This is a genomic window from Collinsella aerofaciens, assembly GCF_015558785.1.
In the GTDB taxonomy this organism is placed as follows: Bacteria; Actinomycetota; Coriobacteriia; order Coriobacteriales; family Coriobacteriaceae; genus Collinsella; species Collinsella aerofaciens_P.
In genome coordinates, this window is record NZ_JADMOP010000012.1 from 1 (window position 1) to 21,908 (window position 21,908).

A 21,908-nucleotide genomic window follows, 5' to 3' on the forward strand; every position below is an offset into this window, starting at 1 on the left:
GGCTACATGTCTCCGGTCGAGTTCAGGGAGGCGGGGCTGTCCCTCCCGGAATCGTCCAAATAGGTGTTGCCAATCCAGCGTCAACCGCCCCAAGGACCAGTCCGAGTTCATGGAGGGCAACTTCGGGTTCGCCTCCACGCTGCTCGATACCCTGGAGCGCCACGGGAATAAGTGCCCCGTCATGCTCTCCAGCTCCGCGCAGGCGAGCCTGTCGGGCCGCTTCGAGGGCTCTGTCTACGGCGAGTCGAAGCTCGCGGGGGAGGGTCTCTTCCGCGAGTACTCCGAGAGGACCGGCGCCCCGGTGCTCATCTACCGCTTCCCGAACCTCTACGGCAAGTGGTGCCGCCCGCGCTACAACTCCGCCGTGGCCACCTTCTGCGACGCCATCGCCAACGGCCGTCCCTACACCGTCAACGACCCCAGCGTGGAGCTGGAGCTCCTCTACATCGACGACCTCGTCGACGAGTTGCTGGGCGCCCTGCTTGGCGAGGAGCACCGCTGCGGCTACGAGGGTCTCGAACGCGTGGAGGGCGACGGGTTCTGCTTCGTCCCGAAAACTGACGTCAAGTCCCTCGGCGAGATCGTGTACCTGCTCGGCAGCTTCCGCGACAGCCGCGAGACGCTCTCGGTGCCCGACCTCGCGGAGGGCTCCTTCTCCAAGAAGCTCTGGAGCACGTTCCTGTCCTACTACGAGCCGGGGCACTTCGCCTATAGCCTCAAGCCCAACGTGGACGACCGCGGCTCTTTCACGGAGTTCCTGCGCACGCCGGAGCGCGGCCAGGTCTCAATCAATGTTTCCAAGCCTGGCATCACCAAGGGCAACCACTGGCACATGAGCAAGTGGGAGAGGTTCCTGGTGGTCTCCGGCACCGCGAGCATCAAGCTGAGGAAGGTGGGGGAGGACTCAGAGGGGAACCCGTTCCCCGTCGACGAGTACGTGGTGAGCGGCACCGACATGCGCGCCGTGGAGATGATCCCGGGCTACACGCACTCCATCACCAACCTGTCCGACACCGAGGACCTCGTGACGGTCATGTGGGCCAACGAGCCCTTCGACCCCGAGGACCCCGACACCTACTACGAGGAGGTCTAGCCGCATGGGCAAGGACTATTCCGATATCGCATTCAAGGACGACGGCCGCCTGAAGCTCCTGATCATCGTGGGCACTCGCCCCGAGGTCATCCGCCTGTCAGAGGTCATCAAGAAGTGCCGCCGCCACTTCGACTGCCTGCTGGCGCACACCGGGCAGAACTACGACTACACGCTCAACGGCATCTTCTTCCGCGACCTGTCGCTGGACGACCCCGACGTCTACCTGGACGCCGTGGGCGCCGACCTGGGCGAGACCGTGGGCAACATCATCGCCGCGAGCTACAAGTTGATGATGCAGGTGCAGCCCGACGCGCTGCTGATCCTGGGCGACACCAACAGCTGCCTGTCCGCCATCGCGGCCAAGAGGCTCCACATCCCCATCTTCCACATGGAGGCGGGCAACCGCTGCAAGGACGAGTGCCTGCCCGAGGAGACCAACCGCCGCATCGTCGACGTGATCTCCGACGTCAACCTGGCCTACTCCGAGCACGCCCGCCGCTACCTCAGGGACACCGGCTGCGCCCCGGAGCGCACCTACGTCACCGGCTCGCCCATGGCCGAGGTCCTGCGCGCCAACCTTGACAAGATCGAGGCGTCGGACGTCCTGACCGAGCTCGGCCTGGAGCCGAAGAAGTACATGCTGCTCTCGGCCCACCGCGAGGAGAACATCGACACCGAGGCGAACTTCACGAGCCTGTTCACCGCCATCAACGCGCTCGCGGAGAAATACGACATGCCGATCCTGTACTCCTGCCACCCGCGCTCCCGCAAGCGCCTAGAGGCCACCGGCTTCGAGCTCGACCCGCGCGTGCGCATGCACGAGCCCATGGGCTTCCACGACTACAACTGCCTGCAGATGAACGCCTTCGCGGTTGTCTCCGACTCGGGCACCCTGCCCGAGGAGTCCAGCTTCTTCGCGAGCGTCGGCCGCCCGTTCCCGGCGGTGTGCATCCGCACCTCCACTGAGCGCCCCGAGGCACTGGACAAGGCCTGCTTCACGCTGGCCGGCATCAGCGAGCGCGGCCTGCTGCAGGCGGTACACACCGCCGTCGAGCTCGACGAGGAGGGGTCGCTGCCCGAGGCGCCCGTTCCCGACTACGCCGACGAGACCGTGTCCACCAAGGTTGTCAAGATCATCCAGAGCTACACAGGCGTTGTGGACAAGATGGTGTGGAGGAAAGCGTAGCTATGGGTCTCGCCTATAGGATCCTCGACGGCATCCCCCGTGCTTACAACAAGCTACTTCTTATGCCCTCGCTACGGCGCTCCTTTGCTGCTTGCGGCAAGAACGTGACCCTGGGCCGCCGCAGCGAGATTGCCGGAGCGGGCAATATCTACATGGGCCATGACGTGTACCTTGGCCCTGGAACAACGCTGCTCACAACCCAGGCGAAAATTCACATCGGCGACTATGTCATGAGCGGACCCAACCTTACCGTTATCACCGGCGATCACCGCACCGACATCCTCGATCGCCCCATGATGGAACTTACCGATGAGGACAAGCTCCCCGATAACGACCAGGATGTCGTTATCGGTAATGACGTGTGGATGGGCAGTGGAGTGACGATTCTAAAGGGTGTCCACGTCTCTGATCATTCCGTTATTGCCGCCGGTGCCGTCGTAACCAACGATGTAGAGCCTGAGTATTCAATCTGGGGGGGGGTTCCTGCTCGCATGATTTCTATGAGACCAGGATTCGATGAACATGAATAAAGGCAAAATCGAATATCGCGCAATGCAGTTGCGATATTGTGTGAGACGGTTTGCATATAAGGCCGGCAAACAAGAATATTTGCCAAAGTCTGCATTAAATCGCGACGATTTCAATACGGTTATTTCGAACTTAATTTTATCTGGTAAGCCAATCATGGTAGGCCGGTTTGGTAGTCAAGAGGCTCGTGCAACCGCTTGGGCGCTTGGCGTTGCCAAAGGATACGATAAGGCCATTCCTCTCTATGTTCAGAAACGCATGGCGGTAGGGCCTGGCTTTTTCCCGGCAGACGACGAACATATCAGGCGCTTCGGTCTTCTCATGGCCAAATCGGCAGCTGATTTGGATGCCCTGGCCTATTGGGACTCATTCATGCAGCAATGGCTTTTGAAAGAGGTTTGTGCTGAAGGCATCACCATTTCATATCTAGAAAACCTTGAGCCTTATCGAAATCAGGGCAATCCGTGGACGGCAGCTCTTTCTGGCAAGCGCGTGCTTGTTGTCCACCCTTTTGCAAAAAGTATTGAAGCTCAATATTCACGCAAAGAGCGGTTGTTTGCTAATAGAAACTTATTACCAGACTTTGAATTGCAGACACTCGTTCCACCTCAAACGATAGCGGGCAGCGCTGATGCCCGCTATACCGATTGGTTTGATGCTTTGAAGCATCTTGAGTTTGAAGTTGACTCCAGGGAGTTTGATGTCGCAATCATTGGCTGTGGAGCGTATGGTTTTCCCTTGGCATCTCACGTGAAACGTTCTGGGCGGCAAGCGATTCATGGGGGGGGGGGATGGTTCAGATGCTTTTCGGCATCAAGGGGAAGCGCTGGGACCTCAAACCTATCTCCAAGGAGCTTTACAACTCAAGCTGGATCAGGCCGAGTATGGAAGAGCGGCCTGAACATGCGGATGAAGTGGAGAACGGATGCTACTGGTAAGGCACGGCAAGCAGGGGCTGGATTTCATGGCTAGTCGTGTGCTTATGGTAGGGCCGTCACCTGAGGCCTGGGGTGGCGTAGCAACTGTTGAGAAGAATATCTTGGATGCGGTCGCATCGACGGGTCGAGAGGTTCATTTCGTTGCAACGATGCGTGATGGATCGAAGTTCACGAAAATTTTGATGTTTCCGCAAGCATTTTTCGAGGTTCGTCGTGAACTCCGACAATGCGATGTTTGCCACATCCACACTGCGCTTGGCATGAGCTACAAGAGGAAATATCTGATTTGCAAGGAAGCGGCAAAGGCCAATGTGCCTTATATCCTCCATGTTCATGAGGGTGATTTTGAGAACCAGTACGAACATATGGGCGCCGGCGAACAGACGAAGGTTCGCTGGATGCTGCAGAATGCTTCCCGAGTCATAGCTCTCTCCGAGGAGTGGAGGAGCTATTTCGTCAGAAAGTTTGAGCTAGCAAATATTGTGGTGCTTGAAAATGCTGTATTTGTTCCGCAGGAGGTAAGTGAGCAAAAGGATCCTACGAAGTTTTACTTCTTGGGACGCATGTGCCCTAAGAAGGGTGTAGATACCCTTCTTAGGGCTGTTCGCTGTCTTCTTTTGACCCATCCCGAAACGAAAGTAATGCTTGCTGGGGGTGGCGAAGAACTGGAAAGCTATCAGCAGCTCGCCAACGAGTTGGGCGTTGGACGCAACGTCGAGTTTCTTGGCTGGGCCGACGATCTCATGAAGGCAAGACTTTCCGATGAATGCCTTACATCCGTGCTCCCCTCGGATGCTGAAGGGTTGCCCATGTGCGTGCTCGAGTCTATGGCAGCTGGGTGTGCCTCCATCGCCACTAGAGTGGGCGGCCTACCAAGTCTCATCGATGATGGGGTAAACGGTCTGCTTGTAGAGCCGCGTGACCCAGAGGGTCTTGCGAAGGCGATGAGCAGGTGCATCGAGGCCCCTGACTGGGCTCGGATGATTGCCCAACGTGGTCGCCAAACCATTATTGAACGTTACTCCATGAAGGCCTATCTCAAAAAACTGGAGAGTATTTATGAAAAAGTTGCGCGCGGTGGTGAGTGATTATTAACGCCTGCACTAACAGTGCACCGCGAAGGAACTTGCTTGCTGACCGCAAGAGCCCCTCGCGATTGAGAGGCAATCTTTATTCCAATAAATTGCGTTGCACTGTCTGCCATCAAAGAACGAGGGACTTCCTATGAGCATCCTCGAGGCCATGGCGATAGACGTTTCAACCATTGCGACTCCTGCAGGCGGAACCCCTCAACTCATAAATGATGGAGTTGACGGGTTTTTCGTAACGGGCGATAACAATAAAGTTTTAGCGTCGGATTGAGTAATTTTCTCGGATCGCCCGAGCTTAGAAAAGACATGGATCTATCATCTCGCAATAAAATATGCAGCTCATTTGATATCAATCTGCTGTGTAGTTAACGAATTGAAATTTATAGCGATTTGATCAGCGTAAACTAGAGGAATAAATTGAAATATACGAATTCAGCTCAAGAAGCTGGACATATTGTCTTTGTTCATCCTTCCTTGATGGGTGGCGGTGCTGAGCGCGTCTCTCTTGCGCTTGCATCGTACTTCGTTTCTCATGGTATTAAATTTACTTATTTCTTGACTAAAAGTAACGTTATTGAATATGATGTGCCGGATGGAGTTGAAGTGTGTTCTGAGTTTGCAGACGCTTCGCTCAAGCCACTCGACCAGGTCAAGCTAATACGGCGTTTTGTTTCCGAACGGCCCAAAGCCACGGTGATTTCATTTTTGCCACATCAAAACATGTATACGCTGATGGCGACCATCGGACTTCCAAACAGGGTTATTGTTTCGGTGCGAAACGATCCGAGATATGATTTTCCTGGCAATAAGATCCTCCCATTCATTAGAAACATGTTGTATCGAAGGTCCGATGCAATTGTGTTTCAGACAAAAAGCCAGGCAAGTTTAATGCCGAGATACCTTCAGACGAATTCAAAAATTATCTTAAATCCAATATCTAGTGAACTGCCTGAACCGTATTCTGGGCTTAGAAGAAAAGCAATCGTCACAGCGGGACGGCTTGAACTTCAAAAAAATCACTCGATGACAATCAGGTCATTTGAGCTGTTTCATAAAAAACACCCTGAATATATTCTTGAAATTTTTGGTAAGGGAAGCCTTCAATCAGAACTAGAAAACCTTGTTCATAGCCTTGACATGGATGATTCAATCAAATTTATGGGCTTTTCTTCTGACGCCCTTTTGCACATTAGAACTGCATCGGCTTTTGTAATGTCATCAAAGTTCGAGGGTCTATCTAATTCGATGCTTGAGTCCTTGTGCATGGGGGTTCCAACAATTTGCACCAAATGTGGCGGTGGTGGAGCAGAAGCAGTTATTCGGAATGGCGTGAACGGCATTTTGGTCGATATTGATGACGATATAGCTGAGAGCGAAGCGTTAAACAAGATCGTCGAAGATAAGTCCTATTCGAATCATTTGTCCAATAATGCCCTGATGCTAAGGCAGTCCCTTTCTTTAGAAACTATTGGCAATGAATGGGCAAATCTTCTCTTTAAATAGATTCGCCCAAACGTCTCCAATAAGGAAAACAGAATTGCAATATCAGTTAAACCAATACAATCAAACTAGAAGAATCACTGACCTGTTGTTAGCAATAGCAGTGATTTCCGGCCTCATGGTTCCCTTTCTTCGAGATTTGGGGTCATCATACTCGCTTGCTACTGACTGGGAAGTTAACCGCTTTGCATTCAGTACTTCAAACGGACGCTTTGCTTCTTTATTTGATTTGATTCAACAGATCAGCTTTTCAATTCTCTTGTTGCGTGCAATTAGTAAATCACGAAAAGCTAATTGGCTCGTTATATCTTGTTCGATTTGTGGACTAATAATTTATAGCTTAATGGCCGTAGCCAATAATGCGGGCGACTTAACCAGCGTGCTCTTTGGAAATGTTCCAACCACTGTATTTATCATTCCTCTATTCTACCTATTATCAGAGGATCCAAGAATCGAGCAGTTGATTAAAGAATGGGTCCCGCGGCTATCATTGATTTGTTTTATCGCCTCACTAGCATCAATTATTAAATTTAAATCTATTTGTGGTTTTGGATCTTATATTGGATGGTGTCCTGCGAGGGACTATTTTGCATTTGGCATCAGTTTGTATTGGTCAACCGTGGTGCTTACATCAAATGATGAACATGGCTATTTCATAACGATGGGTATAGGCATTCTTGCCTGCATCGCCGCATTTATGCTGGCAACCAGAAGTTGGTTAATTCAAACAATGCTGGTCATGCTTGTTGCAACTTTTATGGCTAAAGGAATTGACAAAGTTTTTAAACGAACTGTAATTGTTTTTTTTGCAGCTGGAACGGCACTTTTGGCATTGTCATTTATCTATCCTGAAGTTCTTGATTCGTTTTTAAACAGAATCGGTGAAGATACACGGTCTAGCCAATATGAAATTTTCTATAGCCAGGTTGAACCGGCATCGCTTATTTTCGGTAACGGAATTAGCGCTGGATATAGATATGGCACGAATTCAAATTATCCTTTTTTCGATAATCAAATAATTTATTTGATGTTTCATTTTGGCGTTTTAGCCGTTGTTCCGCTTTTGTACGTCCTGTTGCGATGCCTATTTGGTTCTTCCAAAAATAGCCAGTGCAAATTTGTTGCCCTCTTTTATCTCATGGCGATTCTGGGATTATCAACTTACTACTCTTACACAATTAATGTCGGGGTCGTGCTTCTATTTTCATCCTTTGGTTTTGCCCTAAACAACATAGAACCAGAAAGATCTAATCGTATGCGCAATGCGGATGGTGAAAAATAATGGCTTCGAACAAGGCTGCAACCAGTATGTTTTGGGCAATAGGTGAGAGATTTGCCACGCAAGGTACCCTATTTGTTATTTCCCTAATTTTGGCGCGTTTGCTGTCCCCGAGTGATTACGGTACGCTTTCGCTGTTGCTTGTATTTACAAATTTGGCAGACGTGCTCGTCACAAATGGACTTGGCGAAGCGCTGATACAAAAGTCTGATATCAATCAAATTGACTACTCGACAATGTTGTCATGTTCAATTGCATTGTCGAGCATCTTATATGTATTGATATTTTTTGCGGCTCCAAGCATTGCAGACTTCTATGGAAATGCAAATATGTGTCTTTACCTAAGGGTTCTGGCATTACGTCTTCCTCTTTCGGCACTGAATGCAATTCAAAAAGCCTATATTGCAAAGAACTTTTTATTTAGATTGCAATTTTCCGCATCGTTCCTCAGCTCCTTGATCTCAGGATTAGCAGCTATCGTAGCTGCAATGTTGGGCTTTGGTATTTATGCGCTAATCATTCAGCAGATACTTACAGTTCTGATGACAACGGTACTAATGGCTTGGTTAACAAAATGGACGCCTAAACTAAAATTCGTGGTTGGTTCGGCAAGGGAGCTGTTGCCCCTTGGAATACAATTTACAAGTGCCAATCTTATTAATTCTATTTATACAGAAGGTCGTTCTTTAGTCATCGGCAAATTCTATTCCTCCGCAGACTTGGCTTTCTTTAATCGCGGCAACCAATTCCCGGCTTTAATTGTAGGCAACTTAAACACTCCAATTAGTAATGTAATGTTGCCTCTAATGGCTGAAAAGAAAGACAGCCAATACGCGCTCAAATCAGTTCTTAGAAAAGCGATGCAGCTTTCTGCCTATCTCGTTTTCCCCATGATGGGAATTTTGGCTGCGTGTGCGCATCCTCTAGTTCTTGTTCTTTTGGGTCAAAAATGGGCGGAATGCGTCCCGTATCTTCAAGTTGCGTGCTTGTTCTATCTATTTCAGCCCCTCCAATCTATGAATTGGCAGGCACTTAAAGCAGCAGGTCAAGGCGCCCTTTGTTTTAAGCTTGAGGTCATTAAGAAAGCTATTTCGTTCATCGTTTTAATTATGTCGATTCCTTTTGGTGTATTTGCGATCTCCCTTTCAAGTGCCTTTTGCGGATTTGTCTCAATGTTAATTAACATGACCCCGAATAAAAAAGTGCTCGGCTATGGCATATTTGAGCAGCTTATTGACGTTCTTAAGCCGTCAATTGCCACATTGTTTTCCGTGGTGATCGCATTATTATTAATCCACATTTCAAACGGGAATCTTATTTCGTTAATCGTTGCCCCTCTCGGATCCTTAGGGTGTTACATCGTGCTATCTAAGCTGATGAATATCGAAGGATTTAATTTGCTTATGGACAAATTGTCCCTTCGTCGGAATTAACCGTTTTTTGTTAACGGCATTAATGAATCGATCAGGAATGAACTACAGAATGAATAAACAGGTTTTATATTTAGTTCAATCAATTCCGGGGGATAATGCTCCTACAAAACATGCTTTCGCAATTTCCGATTTGCTGGTTAAATGTGGCTTCAACGTCCATTTTGTTCTTGCTGGAATAATTGAGCCGTCATCCAACGCCATAAGCAGTAATTACGACTATCCCTTTGATTTTCCGTATGAGGTGAAATTCGGGCACCATCAAATAGCCAAAAAGTATTACGAGCGGATCTCTTCTTCCTTCAGCTTTAAAGCCTTCACTCGATGTTTCGATCAAATACAGCCAGACTTGGTTATTTATTACGGGATACAACATAAGCTTGCAAAACGGGTTTTAGATCATTGCCATGATTTTAACGTTCCCGTAATCGTTGATGAGACCGATTGGTTTACTCCGAAATTTACAGGAGATTTAGCTGCTTGGCTTGTGGAGAAATCTCGTTCTAAACGGGTGGCTGAAGTGGACAGATTGCTAGATGGAGTTATCGCAATCTCGCCCTTTTTTAAAAAACATTTCGATTCACTTTACTCCTCCCAAGGATATCCAAAGGTTTTTTATTTACCACCCTTAAATAGGGCCGGAGACTCACTTAGTGACCCTTGCTCTCTAGAAGGATTGAAGCGGAGAACTATAACCAAGTTTGTCTATGCAGGTTCTCCCGCTGGGGGAAAAGACTCACTTACAGAGTTTATTTCGCTTATAAGTAATGACGCTATTCCTGCAATCACTCAACCAGTACTCGATGTAATTGGAATTGATTTAAACCAGGCAGTCAGTTTAATGGGAAACATTGCCAGATCTAATAAGGTTCATTTTCACGGTCGTGTTTCCCATGACAGCGTAATCAAAATGCTGCAAGAATCTGACTTCGGAATTCTATTTAGAACTCCTGATTTATATTCTCGCGCCGGATTTTCAACAAAATTCGCTGAGTGCATGTCGAACGGTGTTCCGATGTTATGCAACGCGGTCGGAGGAGCCGATCTTATTCTCGAGAATATGATTGATGGAATTGTTATCCCAGATTTAAGCAATCAAGCTCTTCTAGACGGAATCACAAGCGCATGCAATTTGACTGACCATGAGTTGACAAGCATGAAACGAGCTGCGCTAGAAAAGGCCTTAAAACTCTTTGAATCTGACAATTATATAGATTCATTTTCATCATTTCTCAATTCAGTACTTTCAATTCGCGACTAGTTATTTCGATCATCCAAAGGAGCGATATGTCAAATAAAATTCTCGTCACCGGAGCGGCCGGCTTCATCGGTGCCTTCCTCGTCAAGAAGCTGCTCGAGGAGACCGATGACACAATCGTCGGCCTCGACAACCTTAACAGCTATTACGACCCCGGCATCAAGGACGCGCGCCTGCGCATGCTGGCCGAGGCCGACACGGACGGCCGCTTCACCTTCGTGCGCGGCGACCTGTGCGACGCCGCCCTCATCGAGCGCCTGTTCGCCCAGAACGGCTTCGACGTCGTGGTGAATCTCGCCGCCCAGGCGGGCGTGCGCTACTCCATCGAGAATCCGCGCGCCTACCTGGAGAGCAACCTCGTCGGCTTCTTCAACGTGCTCGAGGCCTGCCGCCACCACCCGGTCAAGCACCTCGTCTACGCCAGCTCCAGCTCGGTCTACGGCGGCAACAAGAAGGTGCCGTTCTCCGAGGAGGACCGCGTGGACTCGCCGGTGTCGCTCTACGCCGCCACCAAGAAGTCCAACGAGCTCATGGCCGCCGCCTACTCCAAGCTCTACTCCATCCCGGCGACCGGCCTGCGCTTCTTCACCGTGTACGGACCTATGGGCAGGCCCGACATGGCCTACTTCGGCTTCACCGAGAAGCTGCGCCGCGGCGACACCATCAAGATCTTCAACATGGGCGACTGCCGCCGCGACTTCACCTACGTCGCCGACATCGTCGAGGGCGTCAGGCGCGTCATGGACGCCGCGCCCGAGGTGAAGATGGGCGAGGACGGTTTGCCTCTCGCCGCTCACCGCGTCTACAACATCGGCAACTCTCACCCCGAGAACCTGCTCGACTTCGTGGACACGCTGCAGCGCGTGCTGGTGGAGGAGGGCGTGCTGCCTACGGACTACGACTTCGAGTCCCACAAGCAGCTCGTGCCGATGCAGCCCGGCGACGTTCCCGTCACCTACGCCGACACCACGGCGCTCCAGCGCGACCTGGGATACAAGCCCGCGACGCCTCTCGAGGACGGCCTGAGGGCCTTTGCCAAGTGGTATAAGCGCTACTACAACATTTAGGAAATCATGGCCCTGTAACAGGGGCCATTTTTAATGCGAATTATTGCTCTTTGACAATTGGAGAATGACATGAAGATCGCTGTCGCCGGTACCGGCTATGTTGGCCTGTCCCTCGCCGTCCTGCTCTCGCAGCACAACGAGGTGCACGCGCTGGACATCGTGCCCGAGAAGGTCGAGAAGATCAACAACTACGTATCGCCCATCCAGGACGACGAGATCGAGCGCTTCCTGGCGGAAGCCAAGGCGGGGGAGCGCGAGCTCGACCTGCACGCCACCGTCGACGTGGCCGAGGCCTACACGGGCGCCGACTACGCCGTCATCGCCACGCCCACCAACTACGACAGCGACAGGAACTTCTTCGACACTTCGTCGGTCGAGGCCGCTATCGCCGCCGTGCGCTCGGTGAACCCGGACGCCTGGATCGTCATCAAGTCGACCATCCCCGTCGGCTACACCGCGGGCCTGCGCGAGAGGCTGGGCGACGACAAGATCTTCTTCAGCCCCGAGTTCCTTCGCGAGAGCAAGGCGCTCTACGACAACCTGCACCCCAGCCGCATCGTGGTTGGCGCGCCCAAGGACGACGCCGATGCCGTAGCGGCCGCCGAGCGCTTCGCCGGCCTGCTCGCACAGGGCGCCGACCCCGCCGAGCTCGACCGCCTGAACGCCGACGGCTCGAAGGGCATCCCCGAGCTGGTGCTGGGCACCACCGAGGCCGAGGCCGTCAAGCTCTTCGCCAACACGTACCTGGCGCTGCGCGTGGCCTACTTCAACGAGCTCGACACCTACTGCGAGGTCCGCGGCCTCAACACCCGCGACGTCATCGACGGCGTGTGCCTGGAGCCGCGCATCGGCAGCCACTACAACAACCCCAGCTTCGGCTACGGCGGCTACTGCCTGCCCAAGGACACCAAGCAGCTGCTGGCAAATTATAAAGAAGTGCCGCAGAACCTGATCGAGGCCATCGTGGACGCCAATCGCACCCGCAAGGACTTCGTCGCCGACGAGGTGCTGCAGATGGTGTGGGACCGCGTGTACGAGGGCAAGCCGAAGCCGGTCGTGGGCGTGTATCGCCTGACGATGAAGTCCAACTCCGACAACTTCCGCGCGAGCTCCATCCAGGGTGTCATGAAGCGCGTGAAGGCCAAGGGCGTGCCCGTGGTGGTCTACGAGCCCACGCTGGACGCGCCGGAGTTCTTCGGCTCCGAGGTCACGCACGACCTGGAGGCCTTCAAGGCCGGCTGCGACGTGATCGTCGCCAACCGCTGGAGCGACGAGCTCGCGGACGTTGCGGACAAGGTGTACACGAGGGATCTGTTTAAGCGGGACTAGGGGAGAGGCGACGGCTGCGGCGACTCTGTCCTTGTGCATAAATCCAATTGTTGAAAAGAGGGTGTATCGGCGCAAACCGATACACCCTCTTTTGGTTAAACAAGTCCCATTAGCCTTTGATTACGCTTTTATAGATATACGTACGTTCTCCGGTCCTACTCTTCAATTACCACCTCAGGGAGCCGAATCTGGATTAGGTATTAAAGCAAATATATATTGGAAGGTAAGACCGATATATTCTCGTCAACGTCTTTAATGAGCAACCTTTGCTCTAGAAGAAGTTTATGCATGAGATTCTTTCCATGGTCTTTATTGTCGAGTGTGCTTCCATACTCATACAGAAGATGCGATATGCGCGAGTACAGATCTTCGCGAATTGCCTGCTCATCAACTGTTTTATCTGACTTGTTTGGATATTTTTTGTATAGAAATACAAGCTTAGTAACTCCACCGTATAGATTGACGGTGTCAAAAATCGATTGGAAGTAGGAATAGTCAGCCCGAGAAAGCGAGTGTCCGAATATCTTGATGAAACGGGTATTGCTGTCGCAGAGTTTTGCAGTTTCGCTTTCGTATGTCACTAATGACATAAGCCTATATGTTTTTGTAAACGGCACCGCCGGATGGTCTTCAGCGACGTCTTTTCCATCAATGCCAAATATTGTGTCCGTTCTGTCCAGTGAGCCATGAATATTCCGGGCAGCAACAATTCCCAGCTGCTGATCTTCCGATTTTAATGGGGTTGTATAGTTAAAGTTTAAGATAGATGTTTCATAGTTCTTTTGCTGGGCCTTATCAATGCAGGCATTACGAATGGCTGCATAATACTCCACAGCCTTTTCCCTGTATTTATTATTATCGACTTGTTTTTCTAGATAGCTCGCAAAGATGTGCTCGTAATCTTTTAGTGAGGTTAGAAGGAAATGGGTGAGCTCATCCTGGGAAACGTTTTCCTTACCCAGACTAGTTGAAACGTAATTGTATACGGCGTTATCTGGATGTTCAGAACGATTTGGTTTTGACGGATCAATTGTCCACACCAGTTGCTCATACATGTGGTCCAATCTTGAACCCAAGTCGTCATCATGGAACACATACGCTGAAATAAGGCTTTCTATATTGCACCACAATGGGTCGTTTTCACCGATTTCAGAAAGAATGACATCCCAGACATTTCTTTCGTCCTTAGGGATTGATTCAATTGAGCATGCTCCGTTCATCCTATTGCGATAAAAATCTGAGAACTTTGACTTCAGTCCGCAGGTCAAGTCGAATCCATTTCCAAGAATTATTAATTGGTGCATTATTTAAATCCTTCAATCGTAGTGAACTCCGTGAATAGCTTCTCAACTATTTACCCGATTACTAAGGTGCTGCTACAACGGTATCCAACTTGCGAGGACACGACATGAGGTGTCATTGAGGAAAGGTTTTGGTAACTTGATATTGTCAATTTCCCTGTGCTGCTAATATTGGAATCAGCAGTCGGCATATTTGCCTAACGTGAATCTTCCTTTCACCGACTGGCAAAACGATTTACGCCTAATTTTGGGAGTCGATCGCAGATTTTCTTCTTCGTCTAATGTCTGATCTCGCTACATTAATAACTGCTGTTACCAGGTAGTTTTCTGGCGCAGCTTCCATTGGCTCTAGCGAAGATCGGAGCGGTTATGTTTGCTGCCGCGTTCCACACTAGCCGTCACTACATCCTGTTTACTGCCATGGCCTGCCTATGCGTTTTGCTGGGCGGGCCTTCTTATGCCGCGGGCGCGGACAGCCTGTTCATTTCGGGCGCCACGTACTACGAGCCGGGCGCGTCGGGCCCCGGGTGGGCCTGGACCGATGCCGGCCACCTGGAGCTTAACGGCTACACGGGCGAGGCCATCGGCGCCGACGGCGACCTGGTGGTGACGCTGACCGGGCAGAACACTGTTGTCGAGACGAGCGCGCCCGACGTGGACATCTCGCGTTGCGGCATGGAGGTGTGGAGCGATCTGACGCTCCGCGGCTCCGGGTCGCTGGTGGCCACGGGCTCGCAGTGCGGAATCTACGTGTCGGGGACGCTCGCGGTGGACGGCTGCAAGGTTGACGCGCGGGCCGACGGCGCCGGCATCGCGGATGCGCGGGTGGCCGGCGTGATCGCGGACGGTCTTGTCGTTCGCGGCAGTGGGCGCGTTGTCGCCGCGGGCGCGGGCTCCAGGGCGGGCGTGCGCGCCTATGGCGTGTGTCTGCTGGGCGGGGTTGCCGGCGGTGGCGCGGCCGGGCAGCTTACCGTCGATGCGTCCTGGTTGGATGCGTCGGGTACCGACGGCGGCATCGCCTGCCTGGGCGGGTCGCTTGCATCCGCGCGCTTTGTGGCGCCTGCGGGCGGGGCCTTTGGCGCGGGCGGTGTGGTGGATGCCGACGGGTCCGTGGCGGCGCATGTGACGATCGAGCCCGTGGATACCACGGTCTCGGCGGGGGAGACCGGTGGGCCCGATGTGCCGGGCGATGGCCCTTCCGCCCCTGGCGCTGACCCCGCTACCGGCGAGCCCGCTGCGGATCCGACGACGAATCCCACCCTGAAGCCCGCGGCCGCGACTAAGACGGTGACCACGACCACAGTGACCAACACCACGGCCGCCAAGTCCTCTAGGCCCAAAGCCACCCCCACGACCTCCTCGTCACTCCCCAAAACCGGCGACAGCCATTGGATTGCCGTGTCCGGCTTGCTGTTCGCGCTGGGAACAGCGGTTCTTAAAGCTGCGCGCCGTTGCTGATGCTCCCGATTTCCGTATGTGCGGGAAAACCGGAGCCCGCCGAGCGCAAGCCAAATTCTGTTAATAAAACCGCAGGTCGCGAAAGCGCAAAACCGGGGTCTGGTCGGCAGAACTCAGCCCCTTCCACTTCTGGACTGGGCCAGCTGTCAGAGTTCGTGTCTTATAGGAATAATTTAATTCACGCCGCGTTACATCTGGTCTGCTCTTTATACTCGAATATAAACACTAAGGAGGTAGTCATGTTTTGGAGCTATGTTCAGCTTGATGATGGCACCCAGTTTGCCTACTCAGAGACAAGAGAAGACGGAACCGTTCGCGTAGCCGTCGAGCGTCCGGTTGACTTTGGCTTTGACCATGCGGAATGCTTCTTGCCTGCGGTCAAATGGTTCAACGTCGAAGGATTTACTGCTGATGACCTCAATTTCTTGACAGAGTTTGTTAGATCAAACGCCCCGTTTATCTTCGAGCTCGCCGAACGCCAAAAAGCCGGACCGGCGGTGGCATAATGCCTCGAGTTCTTATTTTTGGGCAGTACGTTCTGTTCTTTTGGATTGCGGAAAACGGAGAACCAATTCACATACACGTAGGAGTAAAGAGGGCGGCTGCTAATTCGACCAAGTTTTGGCTGACGAAAGACGGCGGATGCAAACTTGCCAACAACGAGAGCAAGATTCCGGCTAAGGATCTCAGGGATCTTTCAAAACTAATCACCATGAATCATCAATTCATATGTGACAAGTGGTGTGGAACCTTTGGTGATGATTCGCTGACGTTCTACTGTTAAACGCCCAATTGAGACATGGTTTCACTTGCTGACATATCATCTGCGGCCACCCGCATGCTGGTTCAATACGACGTCAGCGAGGCATATTTATTTGGTTCGTTTGCCCGAGGCGAGCAAACGCCCGATAGCGATATTGACTTGCGCCTAGTCTGCGGCAACACAATGACGTTCGGCGCGCTTTACGAACCCTCTCATGAGCTCGAGAAGGAACTTGGACAAAAGGTTGATATCGTCACCAACCCACCAGAGCGAATGCGTCCGTCCTTCCGCAAAAACATCGAACAAGATGAGGTGCGTGTCTATGAAGCACTGTAAGCAGGATGAGGCGTTAGTGTGCTCCGGCGTGATCAGCAAGTCTGAATTTTGTCGCATACTTCCGGACTCGGCGAGCCTTAGAAGCAAGTATTGAACTCAAACTCGGTTCCAAACACCCTCTTACTATTTAAATACAGGTATCGCTCTAGCGATAGTATGTTACACTATCGCTAGAGCGATACCTGTAAGGAGACTCGCGTGGAACTGTGGCATGGTTCTCAGAAAATCATTGAGACTCCCCAGCTTGGCCTGGGGAAAGTCCATAACGACTACGGACAGGGATTCTATTGCACGGAGAGCCTCGACCTTGCAAGGGAATGGGCATGCTCGCGTGATGCCGATGGCTTTGCGAATCGCTATGAACTCGATATGGCCGATCTCAAGGTACTCGACCTGCTATCGCCGCAATATTCAGTTCTGCATTGGATAGCGTTGCTTGTAGAACATCGTTCTTTTCGCAAGGACACCGCTATTGCCGTGGGGGCGTGCGAATATCTCCACGATCACTTTTTACCTGACACGAGCACTTGCGACGTAATAAGGGGATGGCGCGCGGACGACTCGTACTTTAGCTATGCCAGAGCTTTTGTGAACAATACGATTACCGTCGATCAGTTTGGTCGATCTATGAGGCTCGGCAACTTGGGAGATCAGATTGTGCTCAAAAGCGAGCGCGCGTTTAAGAGCATTCGTTTTGCTGGACTTGAACGTGCGCCGCAAGCTTTGTATGGTCCATTGGCCAAGGAGCGAGATAAAGCGGCAAGGGCACAGTATCGGGAGCTACTTGCCGAAAATCCATTTGAGGGAATCCGTATCGTCGATATCATTCGAGAGGGGATGACGGGCGATGACCCACGCCTACAGTGAGATGTATCTCGAGGATGCCATGAGAACGCTGGGCGAGGCGGTCGATTTTGCCCTCTGTGATCAAGGGCTGACTCCAGCCGAGTTGACGGCGATCCTGTCGAACGCTTTTGAGATGAAACAGTTTGAACGCGGTATGCCTCGCGTCGTCTGCGGCATGTCGGGCGACGAACTCGCGCGCGATATTATCGCCCATGCAGGACTGACCCCCGTCGAATGCAGGGAGACCTATCCGTTCGACCGTTCGCCTCAGTATTGGGCGGGCTGGGTTTTGGCCTATGCGCAATGGATGTGCAACCTGGGCTTTAGCGACCTTCTTGAAGTCGCCCCGCTCGATTGGATAATCGGCTCGTACCATCCGCTTCACGAAGCCTCCGAAGACAAATTCGCCCAGATTGTCATCGAAAAATGGAACAATGCCCAGACAGACAAAAAGGGCCTCAAAGCGGCACGAAAGGCGGCCGGCCTAACGCAAAAACAGCTCGCCGCTCAATCGGGGGTTAAGCTTCGCACTATACAACTCTACGAGCAGAACCAACTCGACCTACGCCGCGCCTCGGTCTCCTCGGCATTGGCGCTCGCAAACACCCTAAGCTGCGCCATCGAAGACCTCGTCTGGCAGCCAATTGCTCTGGAGTACGACTCGCGGGCTATTTCGTCTGTAAAGCTATAGAGGAGGCAGACATGCCTTGGAACTGTGTTCAACAAGATGACGGCGCTGATTGCGTTGCTCAAGAGGATCATTCAACTTCGCACGTGGCAAATTCAGCATCACCGATTTTGCTCGACGGCGTCACGTCGAGCGACGAAGCTATTCGGTTGACCATTGCGGGCATGCCCAACGCGCTCAGACTCTTGGAGAACTCATGATGGCGACTACGCAGCGGGGCGCGCATCCGTTCGCGCCACTGACGCTCGATGATGCCGGTTCGCTCGAAGCTATGGCTGCGGCCGTGATGCGTCTGCGTGGCACGTTGATAACGGTCGGGCGCTGCTATACAACCGACGCCACAGGCAACCGGGCCGCGCTTGAGCTTGGACGCGTCGAGTCCGTGCTTACGGGCGCATTCTGTACGATATTCGGCCAATCGCCGGCCGATCGCTTCGCTGATATCTTTGACCAGGCCACCTACGTAGCCGAGCACATGGTCAAGGACCACATATTTGAGGACGGCAACAAACGTACTAGCCTTGTCTTTGCGTTGTCCGTCTTAAGGTTCGCCGGCACTCCGGTCGTGCTGTCCGACAGCCCCGAGCCCAAAGACAACCAGTACTACGCTTGGATCCAGGACCTCGTTTCCGGAAACCGCTCCCGCTCCGACCTCGCCGAAGACCTGCGCCGCGGTTGCGTTGCGGGCGCGGGCGACCCGTCGCACGTATAGAATCTAAGCATCCGCACGCCGACTATTCAATAGATTGGACGCCACATGGAAATCCCCAGCTCCCTGTGCAGCAATGTGTACGACTTTGCGTTTTGCCCCGAGCCCTGTTACGACCGCCTGGTTGACCTCGCCGACCCCGAGGACTGGGGTCCCAGCAACCGCATCCTCAAAAACTACCTGTCGTTTTCGTTTAGTCGCGCGGTTTTCCTGACCGAGCGCGACGTGAACCAGACCGCGCCGTCCAACCTGCCGCTGGTGTTCGACGACGACCGCTGCCTATTCAATACCGGCTTGTACACGCGCCGCTACGAGACCATCTACGGCCTGTTTGAGCCCAACACCAAGCCCGATGCGCGCCAGCGCTGGTTTTTGAAGGGCTTCTTTAAGGAAAGCGACCCCATGCTGGTCTCGTTTGAGTACCTGCCGTGCCGCGTGCGGTTTGCCGAGGACCCCTCCGAGCTGGTCTTTGACTATCGACTGCCCATCCGCTCCAACATCGATCACATTCTGGGCGACGAGGAGAACCTGACGCGTATTCCCGCCAGCCTGATGGGGGAGGGCAACTCGCTGCTGCTGCGCCGCGCCTTTGAGGGCGCCGTCGTCGAGGCCGCCCGCCGCGCCGCCGCCAACTACACGCTTGCGGTGCCGCAGTTCTACGGCGGCCGGATCCAGCTGCTGCTGCCGCTGTGCCTAACCGGCGACAAGCCCGAACTGGCGCTGACCATCCAGCGCGAGGACGGTTTCTACGCCGCGCGTACCTGTCTCACGCTCGACATGGCCTACAACAACGCGCGACTTATCTGCCGCCCCGAGACCTCGTGGATCAAGCGATAAAAGTCGGTTGAGCTGGTGGTTTGTCGGCTGCCCTGATTGCAGTGGCGCGGTTTGCGCCCACGAATTTAAAATCGAGGGCAAAAAGTTCTTGGTAAACCACGCGCGGCTATGATAGTATCTCTTTTGCCGAAAGGCGACGGGCGATTGGCTCAGGGGTAGAGCATATCCTTCACACGGATGGGGTCACAAGTTCGAATCTTGTATCGCCCACCATCAAACGCACAGGTCAGAGGTGTTAAGCCTCTGGCCTTTTTCGTTTTGACACCAAGGCTGACACCAAAAACAAATTGCAGTCGTCTAAGGCGTCATTTTTTTATCGCACCCTTTTATTGACGCCATTGCCCGTTTTGTATAAAACGCATGCGTATTTTCATTGAATTCCCCATGTGATCCGAGCGCAAATGTGGAGACAGGGACCAGATGCCCAGAGCGCCTTCCAGCGGATTTCTATCACACGACGGTTTTTCGGCGGAACTCGTCAAGCTTTTGGTTTGCTTCCGGTACTTACACGCATGATGCCCCGGTAGATAATCGGCCATGTCCGCAATCCGCATGGCCTACGGCCGATACCAGGGGAGGCGCAAATGGACGAAATCGTCTGCGCAAACACCGCATTCCGCTACTGGCGCTGCCCACCGCAAGTGCGCGACCTCTACCCACGCCTACCCAACTCCGAAGAAGGCTGGCGAGCCCTAGCCCAAGCACCTTTCGTAACCGACGTCCTCAAGACGCCAGCCATCACAGCAGCATCAACACGAAGCAACCTACATTCCGAACTGCGACGCACCATCCGGTGGAACGAAGCCTACGCAGGCATTACGTCCATCGATACCGAAATGGGGTTTAGCGTTACGAATCCTCTCAACACGCTATTTACTATGACGCGCTTCGTTTCTCAAATCGATTTAGTGCTGGCAATGTATGAGTTTTGCGGATGGTTTTCTATTTTCAAACCGTCGGCCGCATCCGAATCCGCTCTTGGGCTAGCAAATTTAGATAAAGCAAGCTCCGACACCAAAGAATTATTTGAGCCCGATGAGACCCAGGACGACGCGTACTGGAAGCGAGTCTATCCACTGGCGCAACAAAAGGATAACGAAAAGAGCAGTCAGGAAAAGGATGGAGGCGGCCAAAACAAGGGGAAGGGAACATCACTATGGATGAGGAAACCTCTCATCGAAATAGAAGAATTGCAGAAGTTCGCCGCCGAGGTTAAGAGCGAAATGTGGGGAAGGCAATTCTATGATGCTGCCCAGCAGGTAATTGGCGTTGCGGCATCTCCCTTAGAAGTGGCTGGAATCATGCTGTTGAATCGACCGCGGCGACAGGGCGGAGCGGGATTTAACAATATATACGTTAACGATCTGACACCGTTATCAGTTTCGGCTAGACAGATAGCTGGTCAGAAAGTGTGTTACGGCGACATCGTGCTCGTAAATCCAATAACAATGAAAGCCGTCATAATCGAAATACACGGAGAGGTTATTCATGGCTCAGGCGCCGTGCTCGACCATGATGCGACCCGAATGACCGCCTTACAAAGCATGGGATACGACGTGCTTTTGGTGACCCACGATATGCTCAACGATCATAATCAGCTCGACACCATTATTCGAAGTGTGTGCGACCGTTTGGAACTGAACTACAAACCAAAAACCGAGGCGATGCGATGCGCAGAAACCAGGCTACGCGCCAATGTGCTTTCCAATTGGCTCGATATCGGCCTGTAGCACTTCTCGATCTGTCAATTTGGGTCCTAAGAGGGTGTCAGTTTATTTTATCGCAGCAAAACTATGCCAGTTTTACTACGATAAATCGACGAACCTCCAGTACTCGGGAATTGTCGTTTATAAAACCGCAGGTAGAACGCTTGTCACTTTTGTCAGAAATTGAGCGTGGTCGCACATCACAGATTTAGCGTAGTAAACTGGCATGGTTTTGATGCAAACGATCGGGGCGAATCGGGCTCAGATCCATTATTGTGGCCGTCGGACGCGAAAAGCCCTAGACGGCGAGACCGATCGCTCTTTTAGAACACAGCAAAGTGGCATGGCGCGCGGTGGACAGTCGGAATCTGGGAAGGCGGGCGGCGCCGGGGCATCGCGGTCCCGGATCCGCGCCAGCGCGCACCCCAAAAAGTTTTTCCAAAAATGTCCTTGCATCGGCGGGGGAGTTCCCGTATAGTACTTCTTCGCACGGGGGCGTAGCTCAGCTGGGAGAGCGCTTGACTGGCAGTCAAGAGGTCAGGGGTTCGATCCCCCTCGTCTCCAC

The 21,908-nt window shown here is 52.6% G+C and carries 22 protein-coding genes and 2 tRNA genes; 23 read left to right on the top strand and 1 reads right to left on the bottom strand.

Annotated features, from left to right (window positions below):
• The 12 genes from I2G40_RS06570 to I2G40_RS06625 form a co-directional block, all read left to right on the top strand.
• Positions 1 to 1,093, top strand: a 1,093-nt coding sequence (locus I2G40_RS06570) for a polysaccharide biosynthesis C-terminal domain-containing protein (RefSeq protein WP_267489502.1), incomplete at its 5' end; no start/stop codon positions are given.
• 4 nt (positions 1,094 to 1,097) lie between these two features.
• On the top strand, positions 1,098 to 2,279 hold the full coding sequence (gene wecB / locus I2G40_RS06575) for a non-hydrolyzing UDP-N-acetylglucosamine 2-epimerase (RefSeq protein ID WP_195544549.1): 1,182 nt from the start codon (positions 1,098 to 1,100) through the stop codon (positions 2,277 to 2,279).
• A gap of 2 nt (positions 2,280 to 2,281) precedes the next feature.
• Positions 2,282 to 2,809 carry an acyltransferase gene (locus I2G40_RS06580; protein ID WP_195544550.1) on the top strand — a complete coding sequence of 176 codons (528 nt, stop codon included), beginning with the start codon at positions 2,282 to 2,284 and terminating at the stop codon, positions 2,807 to 2,809.
• Positions 2,802 to 3,779: a hypothetical protein gene (locus tag I2G40_RS06585; protein WP_195544551.1), complete on the top strand. Its 978-nt coding sequence runs from the start codon at positions 2,802 to 2,804 to the stop codon at positions 3,777 to 3,779. Before I2G40_RS06580 ends, I2G40_RS06585 begins: the two co-directional genes overlap by 8 nt.
• Positions 3,772 to 4,833 carry a glycosyltransferase family 4 protein gene (locus tag I2G40_RS06590; protein WP_195544552.1) on the top strand — a complete coding sequence of 354 codons (1,062 nt, stop codon included), beginning with the start codon at positions 3,772 to 3,774 and terminating at the stop codon, positions 4,831 to 4,833. Before I2G40_RS06585 ends, I2G40_RS06590 begins: the two co-directional genes overlap by 8 nt.
• Before the next feature lie 100 nt (positions 4,834 to 4,933).
• Positions 4,934 to 5,107 carry a glycosyltransferase gene (locus I2G40_RS09850; RefSeq protein ID WP_411266843.1) on the top strand — a complete coding sequence of 58 codons (174 nt, stop codon included), beginning with the start codon at positions 4,934 to 4,936 and terminating at the stop codon, positions 5,105 to 5,107.
• 146 nt (positions 5,108 to 5,253) lie between these two features.
• A complete protein-coding gene (locus I2G40_RS06600) occupies positions 5,254 to 6,339 on the top strand; it encodes a glycosyltransferase (RefSeq protein WP_195544554.1) in 1,086 nt (361 codons plus the stop codon).
• 34 nt (positions 6,340 to 6,373) lie between these two features.
• The gene (locus I2G40_RS06605) at positions 6,374 to 7,618 is read left to right on the top strand and encodes a hypothetical protein (protein WP_195544555.1); all 1,245 of its coding nucleotides are present in this window, start codon (positions 6,374 to 6,376) and stop codon (positions 7,616 to 7,618) included.
• Complete coding sequence (locus I2G40_RS06610; RefSeq protein WP_195544556.1) at positions 7,618 to 9,048, top strand: lipopolysaccharide biosynthesis protein; 1,431 nt, start codon at positions 7,618 to 7,620, stop codon at positions 9,046 to 9,048. The genes I2G40_RS06605 and I2G40_RS06610 overlap by 1 nt, the downstream gene beginning before the upstream one ends.
• Positions 9,049 to 9,097: 49 nt before the next feature.
• Positions 9,098 to 10,306, top strand: a complete 1,209-nt coding sequence (locus I2G40_RS06615) for a glycosyltransferase (RefSeq protein ID WP_195544557.1) — start codon at positions 9,098 to 9,100, stop codon at positions 10,304 to 10,306.
• A gap of 26 nt (positions 10,307 to 10,332) precedes the next feature.
• Positions 10,333 to 11,370: an NAD-dependent epimerase/dehydratase family protein gene (locus tag I2G40_RS06620; RefSeq protein WP_195544558.1), complete on the top strand. Its 1,038-nt coding sequence runs from the start codon at positions 10,333 to 10,335 to the stop codon at positions 11,368 to 11,370.
• A gap of 69 nt (positions 11,371 to 11,439) precedes the next feature.
• Positions 11,440 to 12,699, top strand: a complete 1,260-nt coding sequence (locus I2G40_RS06625) for a nucleotide sugar dehydrogenase (RefSeq protein ID WP_195544559.1) — start codon at positions 11,440 to 11,442, stop codon at positions 12,697 to 12,699.
• A 200-nt stretch (positions 12,700 to 12,899) separates the two neighbouring features.
• Here the strand turns inward: I2G40_RS06625 and I2G40_RS06630 are convergent, their stop codons facing one another.
• Positions 12,900 to 14,003, bottom strand: a complete 1,104-nt coding sequence (locus I2G40_RS06630; RefSeq protein WP_229090690.1) for an AbiH family protein — start codon at positions 14,001 to 14,003, stop codon at positions 12,900 to 12,902.
• A gap of 366 nt (positions 14,004 to 14,369) precedes the next feature.
• On the opposite strand from I2G40_RS06630, the gene I2G40_RS06635 reads away from it, so the two are divergent.
• The 11 genes from I2G40_RS06635 (at position 14,370) to I2G40_RS06685 (ending at position 21,907) form a co-directional block, all read left to right on the top strand.
• Positions 14,370 to 15,458 carry a hypothetical protein gene (locus I2G40_RS06635; protein WP_195544561.1) on the top strand — a complete coding sequence of 363 codons (1,089 nt, stop codon included), beginning with the start codon at positions 14,370 to 14,372 and terminating at the stop codon, positions 15,456 to 15,458.
• Between the two features lie 239 nt (positions 15,459 to 15,697).
• Complete coding sequence (locus tag I2G40_RS06640) at positions 15,698 to 15,964, top strand: hypothetical protein (RefSeq protein WP_117636055.1); 267 nt, start codon at positions 15,698 to 15,700, stop codon at positions 15,962 to 15,964.
• Positions 15,964 to 16,242, top strand: a complete 279-nt coding sequence (locus I2G40_RS09855) for a DUF4160 domain-containing protein (protein ID WP_195544562.1) — start codon at positions 15,964 to 15,966, stop codon at positions 16,240 to 16,242. The genes I2G40_RS06640 and I2G40_RS09855 overlap by 1 nt, the downstream gene beginning before the upstream one ends.
• A gap of 15 nt (positions 16,243 to 16,257) precedes the next feature.
• Positions 16,258 to 16,557: a nucleotidyltransferase family protein gene (locus I2G40_RS06650; RefSeq protein ID WP_195544563.1), complete on the top strand. Its 300-nt coding sequence runs from the start codon at positions 16,258 to 16,260 to the stop codon at positions 16,555 to 16,557.
• 198 nt (positions 16,558 to 16,755) lie between these two features.
• Entirely contained in the window at positions 16,756 to 17,424 is a 669-nt protein-coding gene (locus I2G40_RS06655) for a DUF3990 domain-containing protein (RefSeq protein ID WP_195544564.1), read from the top strand.
• On the top strand, positions 17,405 to 18,094 hold the full coding sequence (locus I2G40_RS06660) for a helix-turn-helix domain-containing protein (protein WP_195544565.1): 690 nt from the start codon (positions 17,405 to 17,407) through the stop codon (positions 18,092 to 18,094). The genes I2G40_RS06655 and I2G40_RS06660 overlap by 20 nt, the downstream gene beginning before the upstream one ends.
• A 193-nt stretch (positions 18,095 to 18,287) precedes the next feature.
• Positions 18,288 to 18,803, top strand: coding sequence for a Fic family protein (locus tag I2G40_RS06665; RefSeq protein WP_195544566.1), 516 nt, complete (start codon positions 18,288 to 18,290; stop codon positions 18,801 to 18,803).
• A 45-nt stretch (positions 18,804 to 18,848) separates the two neighbouring features.
• Positions 18,849 to 19,637, top strand: a complete 789-nt coding sequence (locus tag I2G40_RS06670; protein WP_195544567.1) for a DUF3825 domain-containing protein — start codon at positions 18,849 to 18,851, stop codon at positions 19,635 to 19,637.
• Positions 19,638 to 19,775: 138 nt separating this feature from the next.
• Positions 19,776 to 19,850, top strand: a tRNA-Val gene (locus tag I2G40_RS06675).
• Positions 19,851 to 20,221: 371 nt separating this feature from the next.
• Complete coding sequence (locus tag I2G40_RS06680; RefSeq protein WP_195544568.1) at positions 20,222 to 21,367, top strand: PDDEXK family nuclease; 1,146 nt, start codon at positions 20,222 to 20,224, stop codon at positions 21,365 to 21,367.
• A 467-nt stretch (positions 21,368 to 21,834) separates the two neighbouring features.
• Positions 21,835 to 21,907: transfer RNA gene (locus I2G40_RS06685), tRNA-Ala, on the top strand.
• Position 21,908: the final 1 nt, after the last annotated feature.

What these genes read in the sequence shown, in the direction of transcription:
- wecB (WP_195544549.1), top strand. Translation starts at nt 1,098, where the DNA reads ATGGGCAAGGACTATTCCGATATCGCATTCAAGGACGACGGCCGCCTG.
- I2G40_RS06660 (WP_195544565.1), top strand. Translation starts at nt 17,405, where the DNA reads ATGACCCACGCCTACAGTGAGATGTATCTCGAGGATGCCATGAGAACG.
- I2G40_RS06665 (WP_195544566.1), top strand. Translation starts at nt 18,288, where the DNA reads ATGATGGCGACTACGCAGCGGGGCGCGCATCCGTTCGCGCCACTGACG.
- I2G40_RS06670 (WP_195544567.1), top strand. Translation starts at nt 18,849, where the DNA reads ATGGAAATCCCCAGCTCCCTGTGCAGCAATGTGTACGACTTTGCGTTT.
- I2G40_RS06640 (WP_117636055.1), top strand. Translation starts at nt 15,698, where the DNA reads ATGTTTTGGAGCTATGTTCAGCTTGATGATGGCACCCAGTTTGCCTAC.
- I2G40_RS06610 (WP_195544556.1), top strand. Translation starts at nt 7,618, where the DNA reads ATGGCTTCGAACAAGGCTGCAACCAGTATGTTTTGGGCAATAGGTGAG.
- I2G40_RS06635 (WP_195544561.1), top strand. Translation starts at nt 14,370, where the DNA reads ATGTTTGCTGCCGCGTTCCACACTAGCCGTCACTACATCCTGTTTACT.
- I2G40_RS09855 (WP_195544562.1), top strand. Translation starts at nt 15,964, where the DNA reads ATGCCTCGAGTTCTTATTTTTGGGCAGTACGTTCTGTTCTTTTGGATT.
- I2G40_RS06680 (WP_195544568.1), top strand. Translation starts at nt 20,222, where the DNA reads ATGGACGAAATCGTCTGCGCAAACACCGCATTCCGCTACTGGCGCTGC.
- I2G40_RS06620 (WP_195544558.1), top strand. Translation starts at nt 10,333, where the DNA reads ATGTCAAATAAAATTCTCGTCACCGGAGCGGCCGGCTTCATCGGTGCC.
- I2G40_RS06625 (WP_195544559.1), top strand. Translation starts at nt 11,440, where the DNA reads ATGAAGATCGCTGTCGCCGGTACCGGCTATGTTGGCCTGTCCCTCGCC.
- I2G40_RS06615 (WP_195544557.1), top strand. Translation starts at nt 9,098, where the DNA reads ATGAATAAACAGGTTTTATATTTAGTTCAATCAATTCCGGGGGATAAT.
- I2G40_RS06580 (WP_195544550.1), top strand. Translation starts at nt 2,282, where the DNA reads ATGGGTCTCGCCTATAGGATCCTCGACGGCATCCCCCGTGCTTACAAC.
- I2G40_RS06650 (WP_195544563.1), top strand. Translation starts at nt 16,258, where the DNA reads ATGGTTTCACTTGCTGACATATCATCTGCGGCCACCCGCATGCTGGTT.
- I2G40_RS06590 (WP_195544552.1), top strand. Translation starts at nt 3,772, where the DNA reads ATGGCTAGTCGTGTGCTTATGGTAGGGCCGTCACCTGAGGCCTGGGGT.
- I2G40_RS06630 (WP_229090690.1), bottom strand. Translation starts at nt 14,003, where the DNA reads ATGCACCAATTAATAATTCTTGGAAATGGATTCGACTTGACCTGCGGA.
- I2G40_RS06585 (WP_195544551.1), top strand. Translation starts at nt 2,802, where the DNA reads ATGAATAAAGGCAAAATCGAATATCGCGCAATGCAGTTGCGATATTGT.